At 72.8% G+C, this 23,544-nt stretch carries 19 protein-coding genes; 4 read left to right on the top strand and 15 right to left on the bottom strand.

Annotated elements, in window-relative coordinates:
• Positions 1–176 (bottom strand): GTP-binding protein (locus FYW99_RS28810; protein ID WP_263364099.1); only part of this gene is annotated, 176 nt, incomplete at its 3' end.
• 215 nt (positions 177–391) lie between these two features.
• Positions 392–1,132 (bottom strand): TetR/AcrR family transcriptional regulator, encoded by a 741-nt coding sequence (locus FYW99_RS28805; RefSeq protein WP_150255160.1) that lies wholly within the window; start codon positions 1,130–1,132, stop codon positions 392–394.
• Between the two features lie 147 nt (positions 1,133–1,279).
• Between FYW99_RS28805 and FYW99_RS28800 the strand changes: the two genes are divergently transcribed.
• A complete protein-coding gene (locus FYW99_RS28800; RefSeq protein ID WP_150255158.1) occupies positions 1,280–2,434 on the top strand; it encodes an acyl-CoA dehydrogenase family protein in 1,155 nt (384 codons plus the stop codon).
• Between the two features lie 73 nt (positions 2,435–2,507).
• On the opposite strand, the gene FYW99_RS28795 is transcribed toward FYW99_RS28800, so the two are convergent.
• Positions 2,508–3,320: an NAD-dependent epimerase/dehydratase family protein gene (locus FYW99_RS28795; protein WP_150255155.1), complete on the bottom strand. Its 813-nt coding sequence runs from the start codon at positions 3,318–3,320 to the stop codon at positions 2,508–2,510.
• A gap of 88 nt (positions 3,321–3,408) precedes the next feature.
• On the bottom strand, positions 3,409–3,648 hold the full coding sequence (locus FYW99_RS28790; protein WP_150255153.1) for a hypothetical protein: 240 nt from the start codon (positions 3,646–3,648) through the stop codon (positions 3,409–3,411).
• A gap of 188 nt (positions 3,649–3,836) precedes the next feature.
• On the opposite strand from FYW99_RS28790, the gene FYW99_RS28785 reads away from it, so the two are divergent.
• The 3 genes from FYW99_RS28785 to FYW99_RS28775 all read left to right on the top strand — a co-directional run bounded on the left by FYW99_RS28785 (position 3,837) and on the right by FYW99_RS28775 (position 6,757).
• Positions 3,837–4,988, top strand: coding sequence for a sensor histidine kinase (locus FYW99_RS28785; RefSeq protein WP_150255181.1), 1,152 nt, complete (start codon positions 3,837–3,839; stop codon positions 4,986–4,988).
• Positions 4,967–5,665 carry a response regulator transcription factor gene (locus FYW99_RS28780; RefSeq protein WP_150255151.1) on the top strand — a complete coding sequence of 233 codons (699 nt, stop codon included), beginning with the start codon at positions 4,967–4,969 and terminating at the stop codon, positions 5,663–5,665. The genes FYW99_RS28785 and FYW99_RS28780 overlap by 22 nt, the downstream gene beginning before the upstream one ends.
• 165 nt (positions 5,666–5,830) lie before the next feature.
• Positions 5,831–6,757, top strand: a complete 927-nt coding sequence (locus FYW99_RS28775; RefSeq protein ID WP_150255149.1) for a glutaminase — start codon at positions 5,831–5,833, stop codon at positions 6,755–6,757.
• A 4-nt stretch (positions 6,758–6,761) separates the two neighbouring features.
• On the opposite strand, the gene FYW99_RS28770 is transcribed toward FYW99_RS28775, so the two are convergent.
• The 11 genes from FYW99_RS28770 to FYW99_RS28720 all read right to left on the bottom strand — a co-directional run bounded on the left by FYW99_RS28770 (position 6,762) and on the right by FYW99_RS28720 (position 23,509).
• Complete coding sequence (locus FYW99_RS28770; protein ID WP_150255147.1) at positions 6,762–8,462, bottom strand: serine/threonine-protein kinase; 1,701 nt, start codon at positions 8,460–8,462, stop codon at positions 6,762–6,764.
• 277 nt (positions 8,463–8,739) lie between these two features.
• A complete protein-coding gene (locus FYW99_RS28765) occupies positions 8,740–10,017 on the bottom strand; it encodes a cytochrome P450 family protein (RefSeq protein ID WP_150255179.1) in 1,278 nt (425 codons plus the stop codon).
• Positions 10,018–10,534: 517 nt separating this feature from the next.
• Entirely contained in the window at positions 10,535–12,829 is a 2,295-nt protein-coding gene (locus tag FYW99_RS28760; protein WP_150255145.1) for a heavy metal translocating P-type ATPase, read from the bottom strand.
• Positions 12,830–13,006: 177 nt separating this feature from the next.
• Positions 13,007–13,222 (bottom strand): heavy-metal-associated domain-containing protein, encoded by a 216-nt coding sequence (locus FYW99_RS28755; RefSeq protein ID WP_150255143.1) that lies wholly within the window; start codon positions 13,220–13,222, stop codon positions 13,007–13,009.
• A gap of 401 nt (positions 13,223–13,623) precedes the next feature.
• Positions 13,624–14,223: a GNAT family N-acetyltransferase gene (locus FYW99_RS28750; RefSeq protein WP_061081589.1), complete on the bottom strand. Its 600-nt coding sequence runs from the start codon at positions 14,221–14,223 to the stop codon at positions 13,624–13,626.
• A gap of 261 nt (positions 14,224–14,484) precedes the next feature.
• Positions 14,485–15,978, bottom strand: a complete 1,494-nt coding sequence (locus tag FYW99_RS28745; RefSeq protein ID WP_150255141.1) for an alanine/glycine:cation symporter family protein — start codon at positions 15,976–15,978, stop codon at positions 14,485–14,487.
• A 162-nt stretch (positions 15,979–16,140) separates the two neighbouring features.
• A complete protein-coding gene (locus tag FYW99_RS28740; RefSeq protein WP_061081587.1) occupies positions 16,141–16,428 on the bottom strand; it encodes a GNAT family N-acetyltransferase in 288 nt (95 codons plus the stop codon).
• 154 nt (positions 16,429–16,582) lie between these two features.
• The gene (narI, locus tag FYW99_RS28735; protein ID WP_150255138.1) at positions 16,583–17,335 is read right to left on the bottom strand and encodes a respiratory nitrate reductase subunit gamma; all 753 of its coding nucleotides are present in this window, start codon (positions 17,333–17,335) and stop codon (positions 16,583–16,585) included.
• Positions 17,332–18,066, bottom strand: coding sequence for a nitrate reductase molybdenum cofactor assembly chaperone (gene narJ / locus FYW99_RS28730; RefSeq protein ID WP_150255136.1), 735 nt, complete (start codon positions 18,064–18,066; stop codon positions 17,332–17,334). Before narJ ends, narI begins: the two co-directional genes overlap by 4 nt.
• Positions 18,063–19,832, bottom strand: a complete 1,770-nt coding sequence (narH, locus tag FYW99_RS28725) for a nitrate reductase subunit beta (protein WP_150255133.1) — start codon at positions 19,830–19,832, stop codon at positions 18,063–18,065. The genes narJ and narH overlap by 4 nt, the downstream gene beginning before the upstream one ends.
• Positions 19,832–23,509, bottom strand: coding sequence for a nitrate reductase subunit alpha (locus FYW99_RS28720; RefSeq protein ID WP_150255131.1), 3,678 nt, complete (start codon positions 23,507–23,509; stop codon positions 19,832–19,834). The genes narH and FYW99_RS28720 overlap by 1 nt, the downstream gene beginning before the upstream one ends.
• Between the last annotated feature and the right edge of the window lie 35 nt (positions 23,510–23,544).

Here is a 23,544-nt window from a genome sequence, read left to right as displayed (position 1 = left end):
CCCTTGCCGTGCACGGCTCCCGCTGAGGAGATCGCGGCCGCGTGCAGGGCCAGGGCCTCGGTCAGGGTGGACTTGCCGGCGTCGGGGTGGGAGATCACCGCGAACGTGCGCCGCCGGGAGGCCTCGCGTACGACCTCAGACTCCTGCTTGGTGGCGCCCGCCGTGTCCACGCTCATTTCCGCTGTCCGATCCGCCTCGTGTGACTACCCGTTTCCCGGCCCACCAGCCTACGCTCGTCGGAGCGCGGCCCCGACCGCGCGGGGCCCGGCCGGGCGCGGTTCGGGGGGTGGGGACGGGCGGCGGGCCGGCGCACGGGCTCATGGCCCTCCGGACCCCCCGGGTTTCTCCGGCCTCCCCCGGCCTTCCCGCGTCTTCCAGAGCCCTCAGCCCCCTACGTCCTCGCGGCCCCCTCCGCCCTCCCCGGCTCCTCGGACTCCCGGACCGCCTCGGCGACACGGCGGAGCAGTTCCTCCCGGCCGGTGTCCCCCGGGTAGACCGCCACGAGCACCCGGTCGCGCCGCGGCTCCGGCGGGGTGTGCAGCATCGGCTCGGCGGACCGGCGGACGAAGTCCACGGCCTCGTCGAAGCGCGCCCACACCTCTCGGACGTCCTGCTCCGGACCGCGCAGCCATCCGCGCAGGACGTGGTTGTGCGCCGCGATGAGCGACGCGGCCACCACCCCGGCGGCCAGCGAGCGGTCCCCGCCTCCCCCGCGCCTCGCCAGGTAGCGGCTGAAGGCGGCCTGGTAGCGGGCGGTCATCGCCACCTCGCGGTCGCGCAGACGGGCGTGGGCGCGGACCAGGCGGTAACGGGGCACGGTGATCTCCGGATCACCCAGGTACCCCTGGAGCACCAGCCGGGTGGCGGAGAGGACCGACGTCAGCGGATCGTCCGGGGAGGCCTCCAGGAAACCCGCGACCGTGGCGAACAACTCGTCGTGCTCGGCGAAGAGGATGTCCTCCTTCGAGCCGAAGCGGCGGAACAGGCTGCGTCGGCTCACCCCCGTGGCCGCCGCGATCTGGTCCATCGTCGTGGCCTCGAACCCGTCCTCGGTGAACAGCCGCACCGCGGCCAGCACCACAGCGCGGGTGTCCGCGCGCGTCTGGCCGCCCCGGCCTCCCGTGTTCTCCATGGGCTGTGCCCCCTTCGTTCGGTGTCTGGAAGGGCTCTCCGACCCCATCTGTGTACTTCATCCCTTCCACCCCTTATCCTGGCACTGAATGCCAAAGAATGGCACGCGGTGCCATCGGCCGGGACCGCCGTCCGGGGAGGAATGCAGATGAGCGACTTCGACCTGTTCACCACCACCGAGGAGCACGAGGAGCTGCGCGAGGCCGTGCGCTCCGTCGCCGAGGACAAGATCGCCCCGCACGCGGCGGAGGTCGACGAGAGGAGCGCCTTCCCGCAGGACGCCCTCGACGCCCTGGTCGCCACGGACTTCCACGCCCCGCACATCGCCGAGGAGTACGACGGCGTGGGCGCCGACGCCCTGGCCACCTGCATCGTCATCGAGGAGGTCGCCCGCGTGTGCGCCTCCTCCTCCCTCATCCCCGCCGTCAACAAGCTCGGCACCATGCCGCTGATCCTGGGCGCCTCCGAGGAGGTCAAGCGGCGCTACCTGCCCGAGGTCGCCAGCGGCGAGGCGATGTTCTCCTACGGCCTGTCCGAGCGCGAGGCCGGTTCCGACACCGCGAGCATGCGCACCCAGGCCGTCGCCGACGGCGACGGCTGGATCCTCAACGGCCAGAAGTCCTGGATCACCAACGCCGGGGTCAGCAGGTACTACACGGTGCTGGCGGTGACCGACCCCGAGGGCCCGCGCGGCCGCAACGTCTCCGCCTTCGTGCTGCACGCCGACGACGAGGGCTTCACCCTGGGCGAGCCCGAGCGCAAGCTCGGCATCAAGGGCTCCCCCACCCGCGAGCTGTTCTTCGACAACGTGCGCGTTCCCGGCGACCGCATCGTCGGCGCACCGGGCGAGGGCCTCAAGATCGCGCTGCGCACCCTGGACCACACGCGCGTCACCATCGGCGCGCAGGCCGTCGGCATCGCGCAGGGCGCGCTGGACCAGGCGGTGGCCTACGTCAAGGAGCGCAAGCAGTTCGGCAGGCACATCGCCGAGTTCCAGGGCGTGCAGTTCATGCTCGCCGACATGGCGATGAAGCTGGAGACCGCGCGGCAGATGGTCTACGTGGCCGCCGCCAAGTCCGAGCGCGGCGACGACGACCTGCCCTTCTACGGCGCCGCCGCCAAGTGCTTCGCCTCCGACGCCGCCATGGAGATCACCACCGACGCCGTGCAGCTGCTGGGCGGCGCGGGCTACGTGAAGGACTTCCCGCTGGAGCGCATGATGCGCGACGCCAAGATCACGCAGATCTACGAAGGTACGAACCAGATCCAGCGCATGGTGATGGCCCGCCAGCTGCTCAAGTAGGCGCGTCTCCGGTACGGACGCCCGCCGCGCCGGGACGGGCGTCCGTGGCCTCCTGCCCCCGGGGGGCGGGAAGTCAGAGCGTGGCCTCGCGGACGAAGCGGCCCAGCGGGATGGGGTCGCGGCTGAGCGCCGTGCGCACGTCCCCGGTGACCTCGGCCGCCCTGCCCCGGACCGCGGCGGCGAAGCGCTCGTTGAGGGTGTCGATGAAGCGGTCGTTCCACCCCCGGTCCGCGGCGCGGAAGTAGAAGCCCGCCTCGTCGACGGCCTTGAACCGCCACACCGGGCTCTCCGTGCCGCGGGTCTGCTTGACGACCTCGCGGAAGGTGAGCGGCTGCGGGCCCGTGAGCGTGTACTCCCTGCCGCTGTGGTCGCCCAGCAGGGCCGCGACGGCGGCGTCGGCGACGTCGCGGGCGTCCACGAAGCTGACCTCGGTCCTCTTCTTGACCGGCAGTTCGAGGCGCCCGTTGCGCGAGCGCGCCAGACCGGCGAACATCCCCTCGGTGAAGTCCTGGAAGAGCCAGTTGGACCGCAGCACGGTCCACCGGCCGAACAGGTCCTTGGCCCGCAGCTCGGCGGCGCGCTGGTCGGAGTCCGACGGCGCGTACTCGCTGCCCATGGCGGTCAGGACCACGGCGTTGACGGCCCCGGCCGCGGCGGCCCTCTCCAGGAACCCGGCGACCCGGTTGCCCAGGGCGCTCCCGACCGGTGTCACCACGAAGACGTTCTTCACGCCGTCGAGGATCTCGTCCCAGTTGGAGGTGTCGGTCCAGTCCAGGCGCGTCTTCGAGGCGCGGGACGCGCCCGTCGCGGGCAGGCCGCGGCTCCTCAGCTGGGTGAGGATGCGGCGGCCCACCATTCCGGTGGCTCCGGTGACCAGAGTGCTCATCGGTTACAAGGTACCGACGTGCGGACCGGGCACGAACCGTCCTCGCCGCGACGGGCCGAGCGCGGGCAGCGGCGGACCGGTCCCGTCCTCAGACCCGGCTCCGCGGCCGCCGCGCCTCCACCCCCGGGGCCAGGGCGGCGCCGACGGCGGCCACGCCCAGGTTGGCGAGCACCTCGTAGCCCTCGAAGGCCGCCACGTGGGGCACGACGAAGCGGTTGAACGAGTTGAGGACCACACCCAGGAACGGCTGGTACCAGAAGTGGTCGACGGCGCCGCTGACGCCGACGGGGAGGAGCAGGACACCGACGCCCCGGATGGCCTTGCGCACGCCCCCGACCTTAGGCACCGGGCCGAGAGCGGAGCATCGGCCGACCGTCCAGCCCTGCCCGGCCGTCCGCCGGGCCCGCGTCGGCCGACCGGCCGAGGGGACGGCGGCCCCGGCTCCCTCCCACCGCCCTGCCCGGCTCCCGGCCTCCGGCTCCGGCTCCGAACGTAGACTTCAGCGCGATGAACGCTATGGCCGGGCGGTGCGGCGCGCGCGACTGGATCGTGGACTCCTCCATCTTCCTGATCGCCCTCCTCTCCGTGCTGATGAACGCCGCCGAGTTCCCCGACCTGCCCGTCCTGGGACCGGTCCTGCCCGTGTGGCTCAAGGTCACCGACGGAGCCCTCACCCTGCTGGCCTGCCTGGCGCTGTGGTGGCGGCGGCGCTGGCCGGTCCAGCTCGCCGTCGTGCTCGTCCTGTACTCCGCCGTCTCCGGCCTGGCCTCGGGCGTGATGCTCATCGCCCTGTTCTCGCTGGCCGTGCGCCGTCCGCCCCGCACCAGCCTGGCGGTGTACGGGCTGAGCGTGGGCGCCTCGCTCGTACACGCCACGCTGTGGCCCGACCCGCACGCCCCGCTCCTGGTGATCTTCCTGTTGGGGGCCGCCCTCCAGGGCGCCGTGACCGGCTGGGGGCTCACCGTCCAGCACCGGCGCGAGCTGGTGGAGTCGCTGCGCGACCGGGCCGTGCACGCCGAGACGGAGGCGCAGCTGCGCGCCGAGCACGCCCAGCACCAGGTCCGCGAGGCCATGGCCCGCGAGATCCACGACGTGCTCGGGCACCGGCTGTCACTGCTGAGCGTGCACGCGGGCGCCCTGGAGTACCGGCCGGACGCCCCCGCCGAGGAGGTGGCCCGGTCGGCGAAGGTGATCCGCGAGAGCGCCCACCAGGCCCTCCAGGACCTGCGCGAGGTGATCGGCGTGCTGCGCGCGCCCGTCGGGGAGCTGCCGCAGCCGACCATGGCCGACCTGCGGCAGCTGGTGGAGGAGGCCGACGAGGCCGGGGCCCGGGTGGAGTTCGTGCAGGAGTGCGCCGGGACGGTCCCCGAGCGCATCGGGCGCACCGCCTACCGGATCGTCCAGGAGGGGCTGACGAACGTGCGCAAGCACGCCCCGGGCGCCACCACGCACGTGCTGGTCCGGGGAGAGCCGGGCGACGGCCTGCTGGTGGAGGTGGGCAACGGCCCCTCCCCCGGCGCCCCTCCCGCGGCGGCGGGCGGGGACGGCGACGGCCAGGGCCTGGTCGGGCTCGCCGAGCGGGTGTCCCTGGCCTCGGGGCGGCTGGAGCACGGACCGGACGGCCGGGGTGGCTGGCGGCTGGCGGCATGGCTACCGTGGCCGACATGAGCGAGACGGAGCGGGAGATCGGGGTCGTGCTCGTCGATGACGACGCGCTGGTCCGGGTCGGCCTGGTGATGATGATGGGCGGCGCGCCCGACATCCGGGTGCTGGCCGAGGCCGAGGACGGGAGCGCGGTGGTCGACCTGGTCGCGCGCCACTCCCCCGACGTGGTCCTGATGGACATCCGGATGCCGACGGTGGACGGGCTGACCGCCACCGAGCGGCTGCGGGCCCTGGAGGACCCGCCGGAGGTGCTGGTGCTGACCACCTTCGACGCCGACGAGCACGTGCTGCGCGCGCTGCGGGCGGGCGCGGCCGGGTTCCTGCTCAAGGACACCCCTCCGGCGGAGATCGTGGAGTCGGTGCGCCAGGTGTCCCGGGGCATGTCGGTGCTGTCCCCGACGGTGACGCGGCGGCTGGTCGAGCGGGTGGGCGCCAACGACCGCGGCGAGCGGACCCTGCGTGCGCGTGAGCGGCTCTCGGCGCTCAACGGCCGGGAGGTGGAGGTGGCCGTGGCGGTCGGCGAGGGCCGGTCCAACGCCGACATCGCCTCGGCCCTGTTCCTGAGCGTGCCGACGGTCAAGACGCACGTGTCGAGCATCCTCACCAAGCTCGGGCTCAACAACCGTGTGCAGGTGGCGCTGCTCGTGCACGACGCCCAGCTCCTGGACGGGAGGGGCTGACCCGCCGCCCGTCCCCTCCGCGGCCGTCCCGAGCCGCCTCACGGCGCCTCCGCGGCCGTCCGGGCCGTTCCCCAGCACCTCCGGAGCCGTCCCGAGCCATGCCGGAGCCCGTCCTGGGTAGCCGGGGGGTGAGGCACACCGACACGGGAGGGGGCTGCGGCCGAGGTGAGCGACCGCGACGACTACGGAGAAGTGCTCGACGCCGTCATGGAGAGGGTGCGGTCGCACATCGGCGAGGGCCGGGTCGCCGACTACATCCCCGAACTGGCCCGCGTGGACCCGGACGAGTTCGGGTTCTCCGTGGCCACGGTGGACGGAGACCTGTACAGCGTCGGCGACCACTTCCGAACGCGCTTCTCCATGCAGAGCATCACCAAGGTGTTCACCCTGGCACTGGTGATGAGCAGATCCGGGGACAGCGTGTGGAAGCGGGTCCACCGGGAGCCCTCGGGCACCTCCTTCAACTCCCTGTACCAGCTGGAGTTCGAGAGCGGCGTGCCCCGCAACCCGATGATCAACCCGGGCGCGCTCATCGTCACCGACCAGCTGCTGACCGACACCGGGAACGCCGTCGGCGCCCTGGGGGAGCTGCTGTGCGCTGAGACGGGTGACCCCGACCTGCACGCGGACAACCTGGTGGTGCGCTCGGAGGACGAGCACGGGGACCGCAACCGGGCGCTGGCGTACCTCATGTCGAGCTTCGGCAACATGCACAACCCGGTACCGGAGGTGCTGGACCACTACTTCCGGCAGTGCGCGATCACCGTCAGCTGCGAGGAGCTGGCCCGGGCGGGACTGCTGCTGGCGCGCCACGGCAGGCGGGCGGACGGCTCCCAGCTGCTCAGCCGCTCCGACGCGCGCCGCGTCATGGCGGTGATGCTCACCTGCGGCACCTACGACGCCGCGGGCGAGTTCGCCTACCGCGTCGGCCTGCCCTGTAAGAGCGGGGTGGGCGGCGGCATCCTCGCGATCGTGCCGGGGCGCTGCTCCGTGGCGGCGTGGGGCCCGGGCCTGGACGCCAAGGGCAACTCGGTGACGGCGGCGCTGGCCCTGGAGGCCTTCACCGACATCACCAACTGCTCGGTGTTCTGACCGCTCAGTCGTCCCGGTCGGCCGGTTCGAAGCTGCGGGACATGTGGTCCAGCAGCGCCCGGTTCTCCTCGGGGTGGTCGTTGCTGGAGACCAGGAACAGGGCGTAGCCGATGTCCTCGGTGTGGAAGCCCCGGTTGATGGCGTGCATGTCGCCGTTGCTGAAAGTGAACTCCCAGTCGGCGGCGCTGACGTAGTCCTCCGTCCAGTCGGCCTCCACGTCCTCGATGCCGATCAGTTCGTAGCCGCTGAAGTTGCCGCTGCCGACGGGCTCGAACTCGCGCCAGTCGTCCCCGGCGTCGGGGTTGGGGTCGTCGGTCTGGTCCACCAGCAGGTAGCCGCCGTCGGGGTTGCGGAAGTAGACCATGTGGCCCTCCCTCTCGACGTTCCAGCCCTCGGGGACGTCCACGGAGAAGCCGCTGGAGTCCTCGTGGCGGGTGAGGGGCCCCCATGCCTCCTCCACACCGTCCTCGTCCTCCTCGGCCTCCGACTCCTCGTCCGAGGCCTGCGCGGACTCCTGCGGCGTCTCCTCGGCGGCGGACGCGCTCTCCTCGGCGGGGGGCTCCGACGCCTCCGCGCCGGGGTCGGCGGCGGCCTCCTGCCCCGATCCGTCGACCAGCCCGGTGTCGGGCCCGCCCGAGCGGTTCATGCTCACCAGGAGGCTGGTGGTGGCGCCCACGACGAGCAGCACGAACACGGCGGCGGCGACCAGCAGCGTCCGCCGGACGGAACCGGGGCGCTCCTCACGGCGGGCGGCGGGGCGGGCGGCCGGGCCGGGGCCCGGCGGTTCGGCGCGGGCGGCCGACTCGGCGATCTGCTCCGGCTCCGGCGTGGGCACGGTGGTGACCAGCGTGGGGATGACCGTCTCGGGGGTGTCGTCCGCGTCCCGGATCTCGCGCAGCAGTGCGCGCACCTCGCCGACCGACGGCCGGTCCTCCGGGCGCTTCTCGCACAGGGCCTCCAGGACCGGGCGCAGCGGACCGGCGTTGACCGGCTCCGGCAGGTCCTGGGTGACGATGGCGGTCAGCGTCGCCATCGGGGTCGGCCGGTCGAAGGGCAGGGTGCCCTCGACCGCCTGGTAGAGGGTGATGCCCAGGGCCCACATGTCCGAGGCCGGGGTGGCCGAGTACCCGTGCGCGACCTCCGGGGCCAGGTAGCTCGGAGAGCCGATCAGCAGGCCGGTGCTGGTCAGGTGGGTGGAGCCGTCCAGGTGGGCGATGCCGAAGTCGGTCAGGACCGCGCGGTCGTTCCCGGCGATGAGCACGTTGCCCGGCTTGATGTCGCGGTGCACGATGCCGCGGGCGTGCGCCTCGGCCAGCCCCGCCGCCATCTGCTCGCCGATCGCGGCGGCCCTCCGGACCGGCAGCGCGCCCTCGTCGCGGACGAGGTCACCGAGGGAGGGGCCGCGGACCAGTTCCATGACGATCCACGGGCGGCCGTCCTCGTCGGCCACGTCGAACACCGTGATGATGGCGGGGTGGCTGAGCTGCGCCGCGCTGCGCGCCTCGCGCAGCATGCGGGTGCGCAGCACCTCGACCTCGTGCGGGGGCAGGTTCGGCGGCGTGGTCAGCTCCTTGACGGCGACCGGCCGGTCCAGGAGGGTGTCGGTGCCCTGCCAGACCCGCCCCATGCCGCCGGAGCCGATGACCTCGTCCAGGCGGTACCGGTTGGCCAGGAGACGACCGGGGTCGGCTTCGGAACTGTTCATGAAGGCGCTGTTCCTCTGTGGGGAGGGGCAGTGTGGGGAGTTCGGGGCGCGGCGGAGGAGAGACCTCACAGCCCTAGCGAGTCTAGGATCCCCCGGCCACTGTTGGCGCTCCCCGCCGCGGTGTCATGTGTCTTCCCCGGGTGCGGGACGTCCGGGCGCACGCCCCTGAAATGGGCGGATACCAACGACGGCTCCGGGTTCCGCCGGACCGGCGGGACAGGGATCACCGGGCGTGTCCGCCCGTCCCGCGCCGCACGGGCGCGCGGACGGGGCCGCCTCACGGCCTGCGCAGCAGCCGCACCAGGAAGTCCGACAGGGACGACAGGCCGCCGGAGGCCTGCTGGCCGGACCCGGGGGCGCCCGCGGGCGGGTCGGCCGGGAGCGGCGCCGCCTCCTCAGGGCCGTGGGTGAGAGGGGCCTGCGGGGCGAACTCGACGGGGAGCCGCATGGGGGACCAGGACAGGGCCGACAGCCTCCAGCGCAGCCGCTCGGGCGGGACGGCCAGGCGCAGGCCGGGCAGGCGGTGGAGCAGGACGCGCACCGCGACGCTGGCGACGGTGGTCGCCTCGTCGATGGCGGGGCACCGGTGCGGCCCCGCGCCCCAGGCCACGTGCGCCCGGTTGGCGGTCTCCTCCATCCGCTCGGCGTTCTCCCGGGCGAAGAAGTGGTTCGCCGCGGCGAAGGCCATCAGCACGGGGGACCCGGCCTCGATCACCCGGCCGCCGTCGAGGGGCACGTCCACGCGCGGGTAGAGGGCGGGGAAGTTGGTGATCGGCGGGTCCCGCCACAGCACGCGGTCGAGGACCTCGGCCAGGGAGGCGTCGGAGGGCGGGGCCGCGCCGGGCCCGGAGGGGTCGGTCAGGAAGACGCGCAGGACCGCGTCGACCAGGTACGCGACCGGCTCGTTGGCGGTGGCGGTGACCAGCCGGAGCTGCATGATCACCTCCTCGTCGCTGAGGACGGCGCGGTGCTGGATGAACCGGGTGACGAGGTCGTCGCCGGGCTCGCGGTGCCTGGCCGCCACCACCTCCGACAGCACCCGCTCGGCCTCGGCGTCGGACCCCTCCGCGTCCACGCCGAGCCACAGGTTGCGCATGGCGGTGGCGAAGCGCGTCCCCTGGTCCTCGTCGAAGCCGAAGAGGTCGTTCATGACCAGCAGCGGCAGCATGCGGGCGTACTCGTCGAGGAGTTCGGCCCGCCCCCGCGCGCAGAACTCGTCGATGAGCCGGTCGGCGTAGCGGCTGGTGATCCGGCGCAGGTGCTCGGTGTCGACGCTGCCGAGGCCGTCGGTGATGACCCTGCGGTAGCGCTGGTGCTCCGAGCCGTCGACGTACAGGGCGCTCGTGCGCGGGGCCAGCATCGGCAACAGCGCGGAGTCCGGGCTGACCCGCCCCTCGGCGAGGTCGCGCCACAACCTGGGGTCGTGGCTGAAGGCGGTGGTGTCCCGGGACCAGGAGATGAGGGTGGCGTAGTCGGTGACCAGCCACCCGTGCACACCGGGTTCGAGCTCGACCGGGACCACGGGACCGTGGTCGGCGCGCATCCTGGCGTACACGGCGTAGGGGTCGGGGTGCGGCTCGCTGTGGTGCAGCGCGGCTCGGGGGCATCCAGGGGACACGGGTACCTCGGCTGGGGGCGATCGGGTACGGGCTGGGGTCCGTCCTTCACGTGGGAGGTCGAAGGAGGCGGGGGGCGGGGACTCGGCGGCCGGGGCGGGGGACGCGTGTGCGGGGGCGTACGGGCACGGCGAGCCGCACCGTTCGCGCGGGCGCGCCCGGACCGTGCGGCCTCGCGCCACCCTAGCGCCCGCCCCGGGCGGGCGCGAGAGCCACCTCACATCCTTCGCCGAGGCGGGAACCCCCTCGTGCCTCCGTCCAGCCCGATTCCGCCGCTTCCCACCGTGCGCGGACGAACGCCCATGGCCACCGCCAGGTCGTGTCGGGGCTGGGCGCGGTGGGACCGGGGGCGGCCGAACCTGGCGCGGCGGAACGGGATGCGCCCTGCCCCACGACCGGGGGGAGGGACGCGGACGGCCCGCGCCCCTCCCCCCTCGTCGTTTCCCCGTGCGCCGGTCAGGAGGCCCGGTCGGCGGCCCCGTCCCGCGCCAGCGGGCGGAACCGGCGCAGCCGCTGGCTGTTGCTGACGACGAAGACGCTGGAGAAGGCCATCGCGGCTCCGGCGATCATGGGGTTGAGCAGCCCCGCCGCCGCCAGCGGGATCGCGGCGGCGTTGTAGGCGAAGGCCCAGAACAGGTTGCCCTTGATGGTGCTGAGGGTCCTGCGGGAGAGGCGGATGGCGTCGGCGGCGGCGCGCAGGTCACCGCGCACGAGCGTCAGGTCGCTGGCCTCGATGGCCACGTCCGTCCCCGTGCCCATCGCCAGCCCCAGATCCGCCTGGGCCAGGGCGGCGGCGTCGTTGACCCCGTCGCCGACCATCGCCACCGTGCGTCCCTCGCCCTGCAACCGCTGCACGACCTCGACCTTGTCGCGGGGCAGGACCTCGGCGACCACCTCGTCGATGCCGACCTGGTCGGCCACCGAACGGGCCACCGCCCGGTTGTCCCCGGTGAGCAGGATCGGGGTGAGCCCCAGTTCACGGAACCTGCGGACGGCCTCGGCGCTGGTCGGCTTGACGGTGTCGGCCACCACCAGCACGCCCCGGACGCGGCCCTCCCAGCCCACGGCCACGGCGGTGCGGCCCCCGTCCTCGGCGTCCCCGAGGGCGGTGGCCAGCCGCTCGGGCAGGACGGCGCCGTCCTCCTCCAGCAGCGCGACCCGGCCGACGGCCACGGCACGGCCCCCGACGGTCCCCCGCACGCCCAGGCCCTCGGCGTTGGCGAAGTCCTCGGGGGTCGGGAGGGCGCCCACGCGGTCGGCGGCCCCGGCGGCGACCGCCCGCGCGATGGGGTGCTCGGAGGCGTCCTCCAGCGCACCGGCCAGGCGCAGGACCTCCTCCTCGTCCTCGCCCTCCGCGGTGAACACGCCGGTCAGGGTCATCCGGCCGGTGGTGACGGTGCCGGTCTTGTCCAGCACGACCGTGTCCACGCGGCGGGTGTCCTCCAGCACCTCCGGGCCCTTGATGAGGATGCCCAGCTGGGCGCCGCGACCGGTGCCCACCATCAGGGCCATGGGCGTGGCCAGGCCCAGGGCGCACGGGCAGGCGATGATGAGCACCGCGACCGCGGCGGTGAAGGCGGCCGGGGCGGACGCCCCCAGCACGAGCCAGAGGACGAGCGTGGCGAGCGCCACGAGGATGGCGATCGGGACGAAGACCCCGGAGACGCGGTCGGCCAGGCGCTGGACCTCGGCCTTGCCGTTCTGGGCCTCCTCCACCAGGCGCGCCATCTGGGCGAGCTGGGTGTCCGAGCCGACCCGGGTGGCGCGCACGACGAGGCGCCCGCCCGCGTTGACGGTCGCGCCGACCACGGAGTCGCCGGGCGCGACCTCCACCGGCACCGACTCGCCGGTGAGCATGCTCATGTCCACGGCGGAGGTGCCCTCCTCCACCACGCCGTCGGTGGCCACCTTCTCCCCCGGCCGGACGAGGAGGCGGTCGCCGACGACGAGCCGGTCCACGGGCACCGACTCCTGCCGCGAGTCCGCGCCGCGCAGGACGGTGGCCTCCCTGACCCCGAGTTCGAGCAGGGCGCGCAGGGCGGCGCCCGCGCGCCTCTTGGAGCGGGCCTCGAAGTACTTGCCGAGGAGGATGAAGGTGGTGACCCCGGCGGCCACCTCCAGGTAGATGTTGGCCGAGCCGTCGCCGCGGGCGACGGTGAGCTCGAAGGGGTGCGTCATCCCCGGCATGCCCGCGGTCCCGAGGAACAGCGCGTACAGCGACCACAGGAACGCGGCCGACACCCCGAGGGAGACCAGCGTGTCCATGGTGGCGCTGCCCAGCCTGAGGTTCTTCCAGGCGGCGACGTGGAAGGGCAGCGCGCCCCAGACGACGACGGGCGCCGCCAGGGTCAGGGAGGCCCACTGCCAGTAGGTGAACTGCAGGGCGGGGACCATCGCCATCGCGATGACCGGCACCGACAGCACCGCGCTGACGATCACCCGGTCGCGCAGCGCGCGGGAGGGGTCGGCGGGTTCCGCGGCGCCCTCGGCCGCCTCGGGTTCGGCCCGGGGCACGGTGGCGGTGTAGCCCGCCTTCTCGACCTGGGCGACGAGGTCCTCCACCGGGGTGGGCGAGCCGTCGAAGGAGACGCGGGCCCTCTCGGTGGCGAAGTTGACGGTGGCGGTGACCCCGTCGAGCTTGTTGAGCCGTTTCTCGACCCGGTTGGCGCATGCGGCACAGGTCATGCCGCCGATGTCCAGTTCGACCGGTGCGGTGTCGGCCCGGCCCGCCGCGGCTGCGCTGCTGCTCATAGCCCTTCCTCGGTCCTCCGTGACGTCCCCGTGTTCCCGTGGACGGTTCCGTGCTCCGGGGCCGGGCGGCCCCGGGGCCCGGCGCGGGCGGATCTCCTGTTCCGCGCCGGAACTCCCCCGCGGTCCGGGACCGGCTGTGCGCCGTCTCCGCCCGGCCCGCGGGGTCCGGTGTGCGCGTCAGCCGCGCACCTCGTAACCGGCCTCGTCGATGGCGGCGCGGACCGACGCGTCGTCGACCGGGCCGTCGCTGGTGACGGTCACCTTCTTGCTGTCGAGGTCGACCTTGACGTCGGTGACCCCCGCGACCCCGCCGACCTCCTCGGTGACGGAGCTGACGCAGTGTCCGCAGCTCATGCCGTCAACGGTGTAAACAGCGGTGGTGGTGGCAGCCATTTCGCCTCCTGGGGCATGTGTGCTGTGCCGGTCCTCCTGGGACCGGCCTCCGATGCGTTCAACATACCCCTCAGGGGTATGGTGCTGTCAAATGTCCGCCGAACGCGCCACCCCCGGAAACGACGAAGGCCCCCGCACGCGACGTGCGAGGACCTCAGGCGGCGCCCCCGGGGAACGGGGAGGCGTCCGGGAGCCCCGTCGGGCGTTCCGGATACCCTCCCCCCGTTCTCCGGGGGCGGCCCGTGTTCGGACCGGAGAGCGGGGGCGGCGGGTGCACCGGGTTCCGCGGGGGACGGGGCTGTCAGAAGCCGGAAGGGGGCTGCGATGGGGGGCGGGGGTTCGGGGGGCGGGGGTTCAGGGGAGGGGAGGCGGATCAGGGAAAGGGGAAAGAGGAGGCGGGGCTACTCGGTTTTGAGTTCCAGACGGGCGACCACGCGTTCACTCGCGTGGTGGTTGTTCAGCGTGAACCCGGCCCGCCGGAACATCTCCACCGTTCCCGTGTAGACCTCGGCGCTGGGCGCCCGGCCTCCGGCGGTGTCCACCGGATAGGCCTCCAGGACGCGGGCGCCGTTGGTCCTGGCGTACTCGATCGCCCCGTCCAGCAGGCGGCTGCCCAGGCCGCGTCTGCGCCGGCGGGGCGGGAGCCAGAAGCAGACCAGCGACCACACGCCGGGCTCACGGGGATCGGCCGGACGCAGGGACCGCGACCGCGACAGCCGGATGAAGTCCTCGCGGGGGGCCACGGACACCCACCCGCAGGGGCCGTCCTCGTCGTAGGCGAGCAGGCCGGGCACCCGCCCGTCCAGGGTCAGGCGCCGCAACTCCTCCTTGTTGTCCACACCGCGCTGGGAGCGGTCACAGGAGGTGCTGGCCGTGTGGTCCTTGGCCCGCCTCCGGAAGAAGGTGCACCAGCAGTGCCCGTAGGCTCCGGTCGGTCCGAACAGGTTCTCCAGGTCTTCCCACCGCTCGGCGGTGGCGGGCTCGATTGAGACGATGGACATCGGACTCCCTCGACGAGACACACGGGCCGCCACAACTGTGATCCAGCACACTAGCGATTATTCGCCGTCACCGAAAGAACACAGATGCACTGAAAAGCCTTACCTGGTGGGTTCTGTCACTGAATGACCCGTTGAAGACACCGGTGGGGCGGGGGGTGCGTACACCCCCCGCCCCACCGGTGGACGGATCAGAACCCCGGCCGGAGCCCGGGACGGCCGGGAGCCGGGCGGAGCACGGGACCCGGCTCCGTCCCGCGCCCCTCAGGCCCGGTCGGACCCGGCAGCCGTCTCCCTCTCCCTGGGCTCCCAGCACTCCACGCCGCGCAGGTCCGGCAGCCGGTCCCGCGTGAACACGGGGTCGATGCCCTGGCGCCGCTGGTCGTTGTAGTCCTTGAGCACCCGCGCCGCGATCGCGGCCAGCGGTGTGATGGCCACGAGGTTGATCAGCGCCATCATGCCCATGGTCGTGTCCGCCAGCGTCCAGACCAGGTCGATCGAGCCCAGCGAGCCGAGGAAGCTGGCCGCGAGGAAGACGATCTTGTAGCCGAGCATGACGCGCCGGTCGGCGGTCAGGTACTCCAGGTTCGACTCGCCGTAGTAGTAGTTGCCCAGCACCGACGTGAACGCGACCAGGAGGACGATCAGCGTCATCAGGTGCAGCGCCCAGGGGCCCAGCGCCTCGGTGACCGCGATCTGGGTGAGGTCGCCCTCCAGCTCGCGCCCGGAGTCGCCCTGGTAGCCGACGAGGATGATGAAGGCCGTGACGGAGCAGACCACGAGGGTGTCGAAGTAGACGCCGAGGGTCTGCACCAGGCCCTGCTTGGCGGGGTGGGTGACCGCGGCGCTGGCCGCGGCGTTGGGAGCCGAGCCCAGGCCCGCCTCGTTGGAGAACATGCCCCGGCGTACGCCCTGGATGATCACCGTTCCCAGACCGGCGGCGGCGAACTCGCGAATGCCGAAGGCGTGCTCGAAGATGAGCGCGAACATCCCGGGGATCTGCTCGTAGTTCATCGCCACGATGATGACGCCCATGATCAGGTAGATCAGCGCGAAGGCCGGGATCAGGGCCTGGGCGGTCTGCGCGATCCTGCGGACGCCGCCGAAGATCACCATCGCGGTGACCGCGACGAGCACGACCCCGACCGCGGCCGACAGCCCCAGGCCCGGGTCCACGTTCAGGTTCTCGGCGGAGTTGCTGACGGCGCCGGCGATGGTGTTGCTCTGCACGGCGTTGAAGACCATCGGGAAGGTCAGGATGAGGACGATCGCGAAGAGCACGCCCATCCAGCGCTGCCCCAGGCCCTTCTCCATGTAGTAGGCCGGACCGCCCCGGTAGCCGGTGGAGTCCCTGACCTTGTAGAGCTGGGCCAGCGTGGACTCGACGAAGCTGGCCGCGCACACCACGACCGCCATCGTCCACATCCAGAAGACGGCGCCCGGACCGCCCAGGGAGATGGCGACGGCCACACCGACGATGTTGCCCGTGCCGATGCGGGCCGCGGCCGAGATCATGAACGCCTGGAGCGAGGAGACGGCCTTGCCCCCGTCGGGGGCGGTCTCGGGCTTGCTCCTGAGTACCCGGAACATCTCCGGGAGCATCCGGAACTGGACGGCTCCCGTCCGGATGGTGAGGTAGACGCTCACCACCACCAGCAGCGGGATCAGGATCCAGGACCAGAAGAAGTCGTTGTTGAACGCGGCTATCGCGTCGGTCAGGCGCGCGTCCAGGGTGGGCGCTTGGTCGGCAGGCAACACGGGGCGGGGCTCCTTTGCTCCGTAGGAGGACAACCGCCCCCACATACCCGTGAAGTGCACGGAATCACCATCCGGGTCACGCCGTGCCCGGATGGTGATGTTCCCGTTATTCGCCTCCGGCCCGCGGAGCCTCCCCGGAGGAGCCCGCGCGGACCCGCGGGCTCAGCCCTCGTGGACCAGGTCCGCGTAGGACGGGTTCTTCTTGAGGTAGGCCTGCGCGAACGGGCAGATCGGCACGATCTTGAGCCCGCGCGAGCGGATGTGGTCCAGGGAGTCGCGCATGAGGCGGCTCGCCACCCCCTTGCCCTCGAAGGAGGAGTCGACCTCCACGTGCGGCAGGGCGTACACGCCCTTGTCGATCAGGTGGTAGGCGGAGAACCCCACCACCGCCCCGTCGGCGCTCACCTCGTAGCGCGAGCGTTCCGGAACGTCGACGACCGTCAGGTCCATGGCACTCTCTCCCACTCCCCGTGTTCGCGCACGCGGTGTGCGCGGGCCAATGACCACGTTCCCACACATAACCGTCGCGCACACCCCGGTCGCGCGTTCACCGTCCGTGGCCGGGAGGGGCCGCGGGCCGCCCGGACCGCGCCGGGCGGCCGGTTCACCAGCCCCGGCGGGCGGGCCGCTCCGCCTGCCCGGCGGCGTTCGGGTACCGGTCCCGCGTGCGGTAGACGACGTAGGGGCGGAAGAGGTAGCCGACCGGTGCGCTGAACGCGTGCACCAGGCGGGTGAAGGGCAGCAGGGCGAACAGTCCGAGGCCCACGAGGGCGTGCAGCTTGTACGGGGCCTCGGCCCCCGACATCGCCGCGACGTCGGGCTGGAGCACCCAGATGGAGCGGAACCACGGCGACACCGTCCGCCGGTAGTCCTGGGTGTGCCCGCCCGCCACCTCCACCCCGGCGAAGTAGGTGGTCATGCCCAGCCCGGTGACGATGGCCAGGACCAGCACCAGGTACATGAGCTTGTCGTTGCGCGTGGTGGCGCTGAAGACCGGGCCCGTCGTACGGCGGCGCCAGATCAGCAGGGCGATCCCGCCGAGCGTGCACACCCCCGCCACGAGCCCGAGCGACAGGGCGGTGACGTGGTAGACGGTGTCGGACACCCCGAGCGCCCGGGTCCAGCCCTCGGGCACGAGCAGCCCCACCGCGTGGCCCCCGATCACCAGGAGCAGGCCGACGTGGAACAGCGGGCTGCCGATCCGCAGCAGCCTGGACTCGTACAGCTCGGACGAGCGGGTGGTCCAGCCGAACCGGTCGTACCGGTACCGCCAGACGAGGCCGCCCACCACGAGGACCAGGACCGCGTAGGGCAGGACGCCCCACAGCAGCAGGTCCAGCGCGCCGTACCCGTTCACCGCTGCTCCCCGTCGCGCCCGGGGGCCTCGGTCCGCGGCAGCGGCGCCCGCACCCCGTACGGTTCCAGGCCCACGTCCTCGGCGGGCGGCCCCTGGGCCGCGAGCCTGCGCACGAGCTCCAGGTCCCCGCGATCCTGCGCGGGCAGGGTCATGCGGACCGCGTCCACGATCCGCGCGTACGGGGTGCCGTGGTCGTGCAGGGTCCGCGACATCAGCTCCAGGCCCGGCCGGAAGCGCAGCAGCAGGGCTTCGCCCGCGCGCGCGTCCCCCCGGGCCGCGAACTCCAGGATTACCGCCAGGTGGTCGGGCAGCTCGCGGTTCTCCACCCGCCACCCGGCCTCGGCGTAGACGCGCTTGACCTCGGCCAGGGCGTGCCCCCTGCGGCGGGTGTCGCCGTCGGTGTAGTAGGTCATGTGCAGGGTCCTGCGCCTGCGCAGGTCGAACACGTCCACGTAGTGCTCGCACAGCTCCAGCTCGGAGGCGGTGGAGGCGTGGTCGCAGAACTCCTGGAGCGCCGCGCGCACCCCTCCCCGCGGCAGCTCGGCGACCGCGCGGGCCACCAGCGGCAGGCGTTCGAAGAAGGCCTGGTCGGGATAGCCGAGCAGGACCGAGGCGGACTGGTGGGTGACCGCCACGCGGTGCGCCCTGCGGATGGTGCGCGCCGCCCCCAGCCACCCGGTGCCGCTCCCTGCCGTCCCGCCAGCTCCGTCGGCGTCAGCGGTGGTGCTCATCCTCTCCCCCTCCTCCGCGGTGCGGCGTCGCCGCCACCGCCGTCGTCGTCGCCACCCCGTCGGGGTGGGAAGAGCCCTGCGGGGCGGCCGTTGCCGTCCCAGTTGAGGAGGTTGACCCGGCCGCTCGTGTCCGCCTGGGCGTCGCTGGTCTGGCGGGTGCGCAGGGCGTGGAAGTTCTCCACGGTCGCGGCCTCGGGCTGCCCGGAGGCCTCACCGAAGGGCACGCCCCCGCCCATGCCGCCCATGCCCGGCCCGCCCTCGAAGTCGAGGCTGCACCCGACCTCGTCGATGACCCCGCGGTCGGCCTCGTCCACCCCGTAGGCGGTGGGGATGACGTAGCGCTCGTCGTACTTGGCCAGGGCCAGGAGCCGGTACATGTCCTCGATCTCGGTGCCGGTCATCCCGACGGCGGCGGCGATGGAGTCGTCGCGCTCCCGGCCCAGGTTGATCCGGCGCATGTGGGAGCGCATGGCCGCGAGCCGCCGCAGGACCAGGTCCACGGGGCCGGTGTCACCAGCGGTGAACAGCTCGGCCAGGTACTCCACGGGGATGCGCAGGGTGTCGATGGCGGCGAAGAGGTTGTCGGCGTCCTCGCCGTCGTGCCCGGTGGAGGAGAGCGTGTCCACCACCGGGGACAGCGGCGGGATGTACCAGACCATCGGCATCGTGCGGTACTCCGGGTGCAGCGGCAGCGCCACCCGGAAGCGCTTGGCCAGCGCGTAGACCGGGGAGCGGACGGCCGACTCCACCCAGCGGTCGGGGATGCCGTCGCGGCGGGCCGCGGCGCGCACGGCGGGGTCGGAGGGATCGAGGAACACGTCGAGCTGGGCGCGGTACAGGTCCCTCTCGTCCGCCACCGACGCCGCCTCCCGGACCCGGTCGGCGTCGTAGAGGACCACGCCCAGGTAGCGCAGCCGCCCCACGCACGTCTCGGAGCAGACGGTGGGCATGCCCACCTCCACCCGCGGATAGCAGAACGTGCACTTCTCGGCCTTGCCCGTCTTGTGGTTGAAGTAGACCTTCTTGTACGGGCAGCCGGTGACGCACATGCGCCAGCCCCGGCAGCGGTCCTGGTCGACCAGGACGATGCCGTCCTCGACCCGCTTGTACAGGGCTCCGCTGGGGCAGGCGGCCACGCACGAGGGGTTGAGGCAGTGCTCGCAGATGCGCGGCAGGTAGAACATGAAGGTCTCCTCGAAGGAGAATCGCACCTTGTCGCCGAGCCTGCGCACGATCGGGTCCTGGCGGGTCAGCTCGGGCCCGCCGCCGAGGTCGTCGTCCCAGTTGGCGCTCCAGCTGACCTTCATGGGCTCGCCGGTGAGCGCCGACCGCGGCTCGGCCACCGGGAAGTCGTCCCCCAGGGGCGCGTTGGTCAGCGTCTCGTAGTCGTAGGTCCAGGGCTCGTAGTAGTCCTGGAGGGAGGGCATCACCGGGTTGGCGAAGATGGTGGACAGCCGCTTGAGCCGACCGCCCGCGCGGGGCTTGAGGCGCCCCCGGGCGTCGAGGACCCAGCCGCCCTTCCAGCGCTCCTGGTCCTGGTAGGTGCGCGGATAGCCCTGTCCGGGCCGCGTCTCGACGTTGTTGAACCACACGTACTCGACGCCGCTGCGGTTGGTCCAGGCCTGCTTGCAGGTGACCGAGCACGTGTGGCAGCCGATGCACTTGTCCAGGTTCATCACCATGGCGACCTGCGCCATGACCCTGCCGATCGGCCGCTCCCCGCCTGGGCCTGCGGTCCCGTCCCCGCTGCCGTGGGCCTGTGCCATCAGTAACGCACCTCCGTGGTCCGCTTGCGCACGACGGTGACCTCGTCGCGCTGGTTGCCGGTCGGGCCGAGGTAGTTGAAGGCGTAGGTGAGCTGCGCGTAGCCGCCGATGAGGTGGGTGGGCTTGACCAGCAGGCGCGTGAGCGAGTTGTGGATGCCGCCGCGTCTGCCGGTGGTCTCGGACTTGGGCACGTCGATGGTGCGCTCCTGGACGTGGTACATGTACACGGTCCCGGCCGGCATCCGGTGGGAGACCACCAGCCGCGCCACCACGACGCCGTTGCGGTTGACCGCCTCCACCCAGTCGTTGTCGGCCGCGCCGATCGCCTCGGCGTCGACGGGGCTCATCCAGATCGTGGGGCCGCCGCGGGAGAGGGTCTGGAGCAGCAGGTTGTCCTGGTACTCGGAGTGGATCGACCACTTGGAGTGCGGGGTCAGGTAGCGCACGACCACCTCGCGCTGGCCGGTCGGACCGAGGCGCGGCTCGCCGAACAGGCGGCTGATGTCGAGCGGCGGCCGGTAGACCGGCAGGGCCTCGCCGAACTCGTGCATCCAGTCGTGGTCGAGGTAGAAGTGCTGGCGGCCGGTGAGGGTGTGCCAGGGCTTGTCGTGCTCGACGTTGATGGTGAACGGCGAGTACCGGCGGTCGGGGGCCTCCTTGCCCGACCACTCCGGGCTGGTGCCCACCGTCGTGGGCCCCCGGCTCGCGTCGGAGAAGACCACCCGGCGCTCCGCGGCCTGGTGGATCAGCTCGTCCATGTCGGTGCCGGTGCGCTCGGCCAGGAGCCGGAAGCCCTGCGCGGCCAGACGGCCGTTGCTGGTACCGGACAGGGCCAGGATCATCTCGCAGGCCTTGACGTCGGTGTCCAGGGACGGGCGGCCGTCGGCGACCCCGCCCCGGACGGCCCCGTTGCGCTGGCGCAGCCACTCCACCTCCAGGTCCGGGGTGAAGGACACGCCCTTGACCGGCAGCCCCCGGGACTCGGCCAGCGGCCCCAGGGCGGCCAGCTTCTGCGCGACCTCGGAGTAGTTGCGGCGCACGGGCACGACGGCGGGCATGGTCCGGCCGGGGACGGGCCGCGTGCCGTCCGCCTTCCAGTCCGGCGGGACGCCGTGCGGCTGGGCGAGCTCGCCGGGGGTGTCGTGCTGGTGGGGGACGGCCACCAGGTCGGTGACCTCGTCCAGGTGGTCGGCGGCCAGGGCGCTGAACGTCCTGGCCAGGGCGTGGAAGGCGTCGAAGTCGGTGCGGGTCTCCCAGGGCGGGTCGATGGCCGGGTTGAACGAGTGCACGAAGGGGTGCATGTCCGTGGTGGACAGGTCGTGCTTCTCGTACCAGGTCGCGGCGGGCAGCACGAGGTCGGACAGCAGGGTCGTGCTGGTCATCCGGAAGTCGATGGACAGCAGCAGGTCGAGCTTGCCCTCGGGGACCTCCTCGCGCCAGGTGACGTCGGCGGGCCGGTCCCGCGGCCCGGCGGGCTCGGCCATCAGGTTGGAGCGGGTGCCGAGCAGGTGCTTGAGGAAGTACTCGTTGCCCTTGGCCGAGGAGCCGAACAGGTTGGACCGCCACACGGTGAGGACCCGGGGCCAGTTCTCGGGGGCGTCGGGGTCCTCGGCGGCGAAGCGCAGGCCGCCGCTGTGGAGCTGGTCGGCGACGTACTCCGCGGGGTCCTGCCCGCGCTCGCGCGCCTCGCGTCCCAGCTCGATCGGGTTGCGGTCGAAGGTCGGGTAGGAGGGCATCCACCCCATCCGGGCGGAGGCGGCGACCAGGTCGGCGGTGTGCTGTCCGCGCACCCGTCCCGGACCGAGCGGCGAGGCGAGGGCGTCGGCGCGGTAGGTGTCGTAGCGCCACTGGTCGGTGTGCAGGTACCAGTAGGAGGTTCCGGCCATGAAGCGCTGCGGCCGGGTCCAGTCCGCGGCGGAGGCGAACGCGGCCCACCCGGCGGAGGTGCGGCACTTCTCCTGGCCGACGTAGTGGGCCCAGCCGCCGCCGTTGACGCCCTGGCACCCGGTGAGCAGCAGCAGGGACAGGAAGGCGCGGTAGGCGTTCTCGCCGTGGAACCACTGGTTGGTGCCCGCGCCGAGGATGATCATGGCCCGGCCGCCGGACTCCTCCGCGGTGTCGGCGAACTCGCGGGCGATGCGGGCCGCCCGGTCGGCGGGGACCCCCGTGAGCTCGGCCTGCCAGGCGGGCGTGCAGGGCTCGGCGGCGTCGTCGTAGCCGGTGGGCCAGGTGCCGGGCAGGTCGTGCCGGTGCACCCCGTAGTGGGCCAGGACCAGGTCGAAGACGGTGGTGACGAGGCGTCCGCCGACCCTGCGGACCGGGACGCCGCGGGTGAGGACCTCGGCCGTGCCGCCGGGGTTGTCGAAGCGGTTCAGGGCGACCTCGGCGGCCTCCCCGCCCTCCGCGTAGAGGGTGAGGGCGGGGACGCGGCCCTCCAGGTCCAGGTTCCACCGGCCGGTCCCGGCCTCGCCCCAGCGGTGGCCGACGGTGCCGTTGGGCGCGACGGGGGCGTCCTCGCCCTCCGGCCAGAACACCGGCTTCCACTCGGCGTTCTCGCCCGTGTCCCCCAGGTCGGTGGCGGTGAGGAACTTGTCGGGGACGAGGCGGCCGTCGCGGCTGTCGAGGGCCACCAGGAACGGCAGGTCGGTGTAACGGCGCACGTAGTCGTCGAAGCGCGGCGTGGTGCGGTCGACGAACCGCTCCTTGAGGATCACGTGCCCCATGGCCATCGCCAGGGCCCCGTCCGTGCCCGGGTGGGGCGCCAGCCACTCGTCGGCGAACTTGGTGGCGTCGCTGTAGTCCGGGGAGACGACCACCACCTTCTGGCCCCGGTAGCGGGCCTCGGCCATCCAGTGGGCGTCGGGGGTGCGGGTGACGGGGACGTTGGAGCCCCACAGCACCAGGTAGGCGGCGTCCCACCAGTCACCGGACTCGGGGACGTCGGTCTGGTCGCCGAACACCTGCGGCGAGGCGACAGGCAGGTCGGCGTACCAGTCGTAGAAGGACAGCATGGAGCCGCCGAGCAGGTTCACGAAGCGCGCGCCCACGCCGTGGGAGACCATCGACATCGCGGGGATCGGGGAGAACCCGGCGATGCGGTCCGGTCCGTACCTTCGGATGGTGAGCACGTGCGCGGCGGCGGCGATCTCCAGGGCCTCGTCCCAGGTGATCCGGACCAGGCCGCCCTTGCCCCGGGCCCGCTGGTAGCGGGCGCGCCTGTCGGGGTCGGTGGTGATCTCCTCCCAGGCCGCCACCGGGTCGCCCAGGCGGGCGCGCGCCTCGCGGTACATCTGGACGAGGACGCCGCGCGCGTAGGGGTAGCGGACACGGGTCGGCGAATAGGTGTACCAGGAGAAGGCGGCGCCGCGCGGACATCCGCGCGGTTCGTATTCCGGACGGTCCGGACCGACGGAGGGGTAGTCGGTGGCCTGCGTTTCCCAGGTGATGATTCCGTCCTTGACGTAAACGTCCCAGGAACACGATCCCGTGCAGTTCACGCCGTGCGTGGAACGGACCACGCGGTCGTGGCTCCACCGGTCGCGGTAGAAGGAGTCGCCCTGGCGCCCACCCTTCCTGACCTGGGCACGGTCGCCGTCCAGCGGCTCCGAGCGGGTGAGGTGGTTGCCCAGCGCCAGAAGGGCGTTCCCCGCGCCGCCTTTTTTGCTTTCCGCCGCCATACGGACAACACCCCATTTACCGTTCCTTGGCCCCC

This window comes from Nocardiopsis deserti, assembly GCF_008638355.1.
GTDB lineage: Bacteria > Actinomycetota > Actinomycetes > Streptosporangiales > Streptosporangiaceae > Nocardiopsis > Nocardiopsis alborubida.
This window is presented reverse-complemented; position numbering and strand designations above follow the sequence as displayed.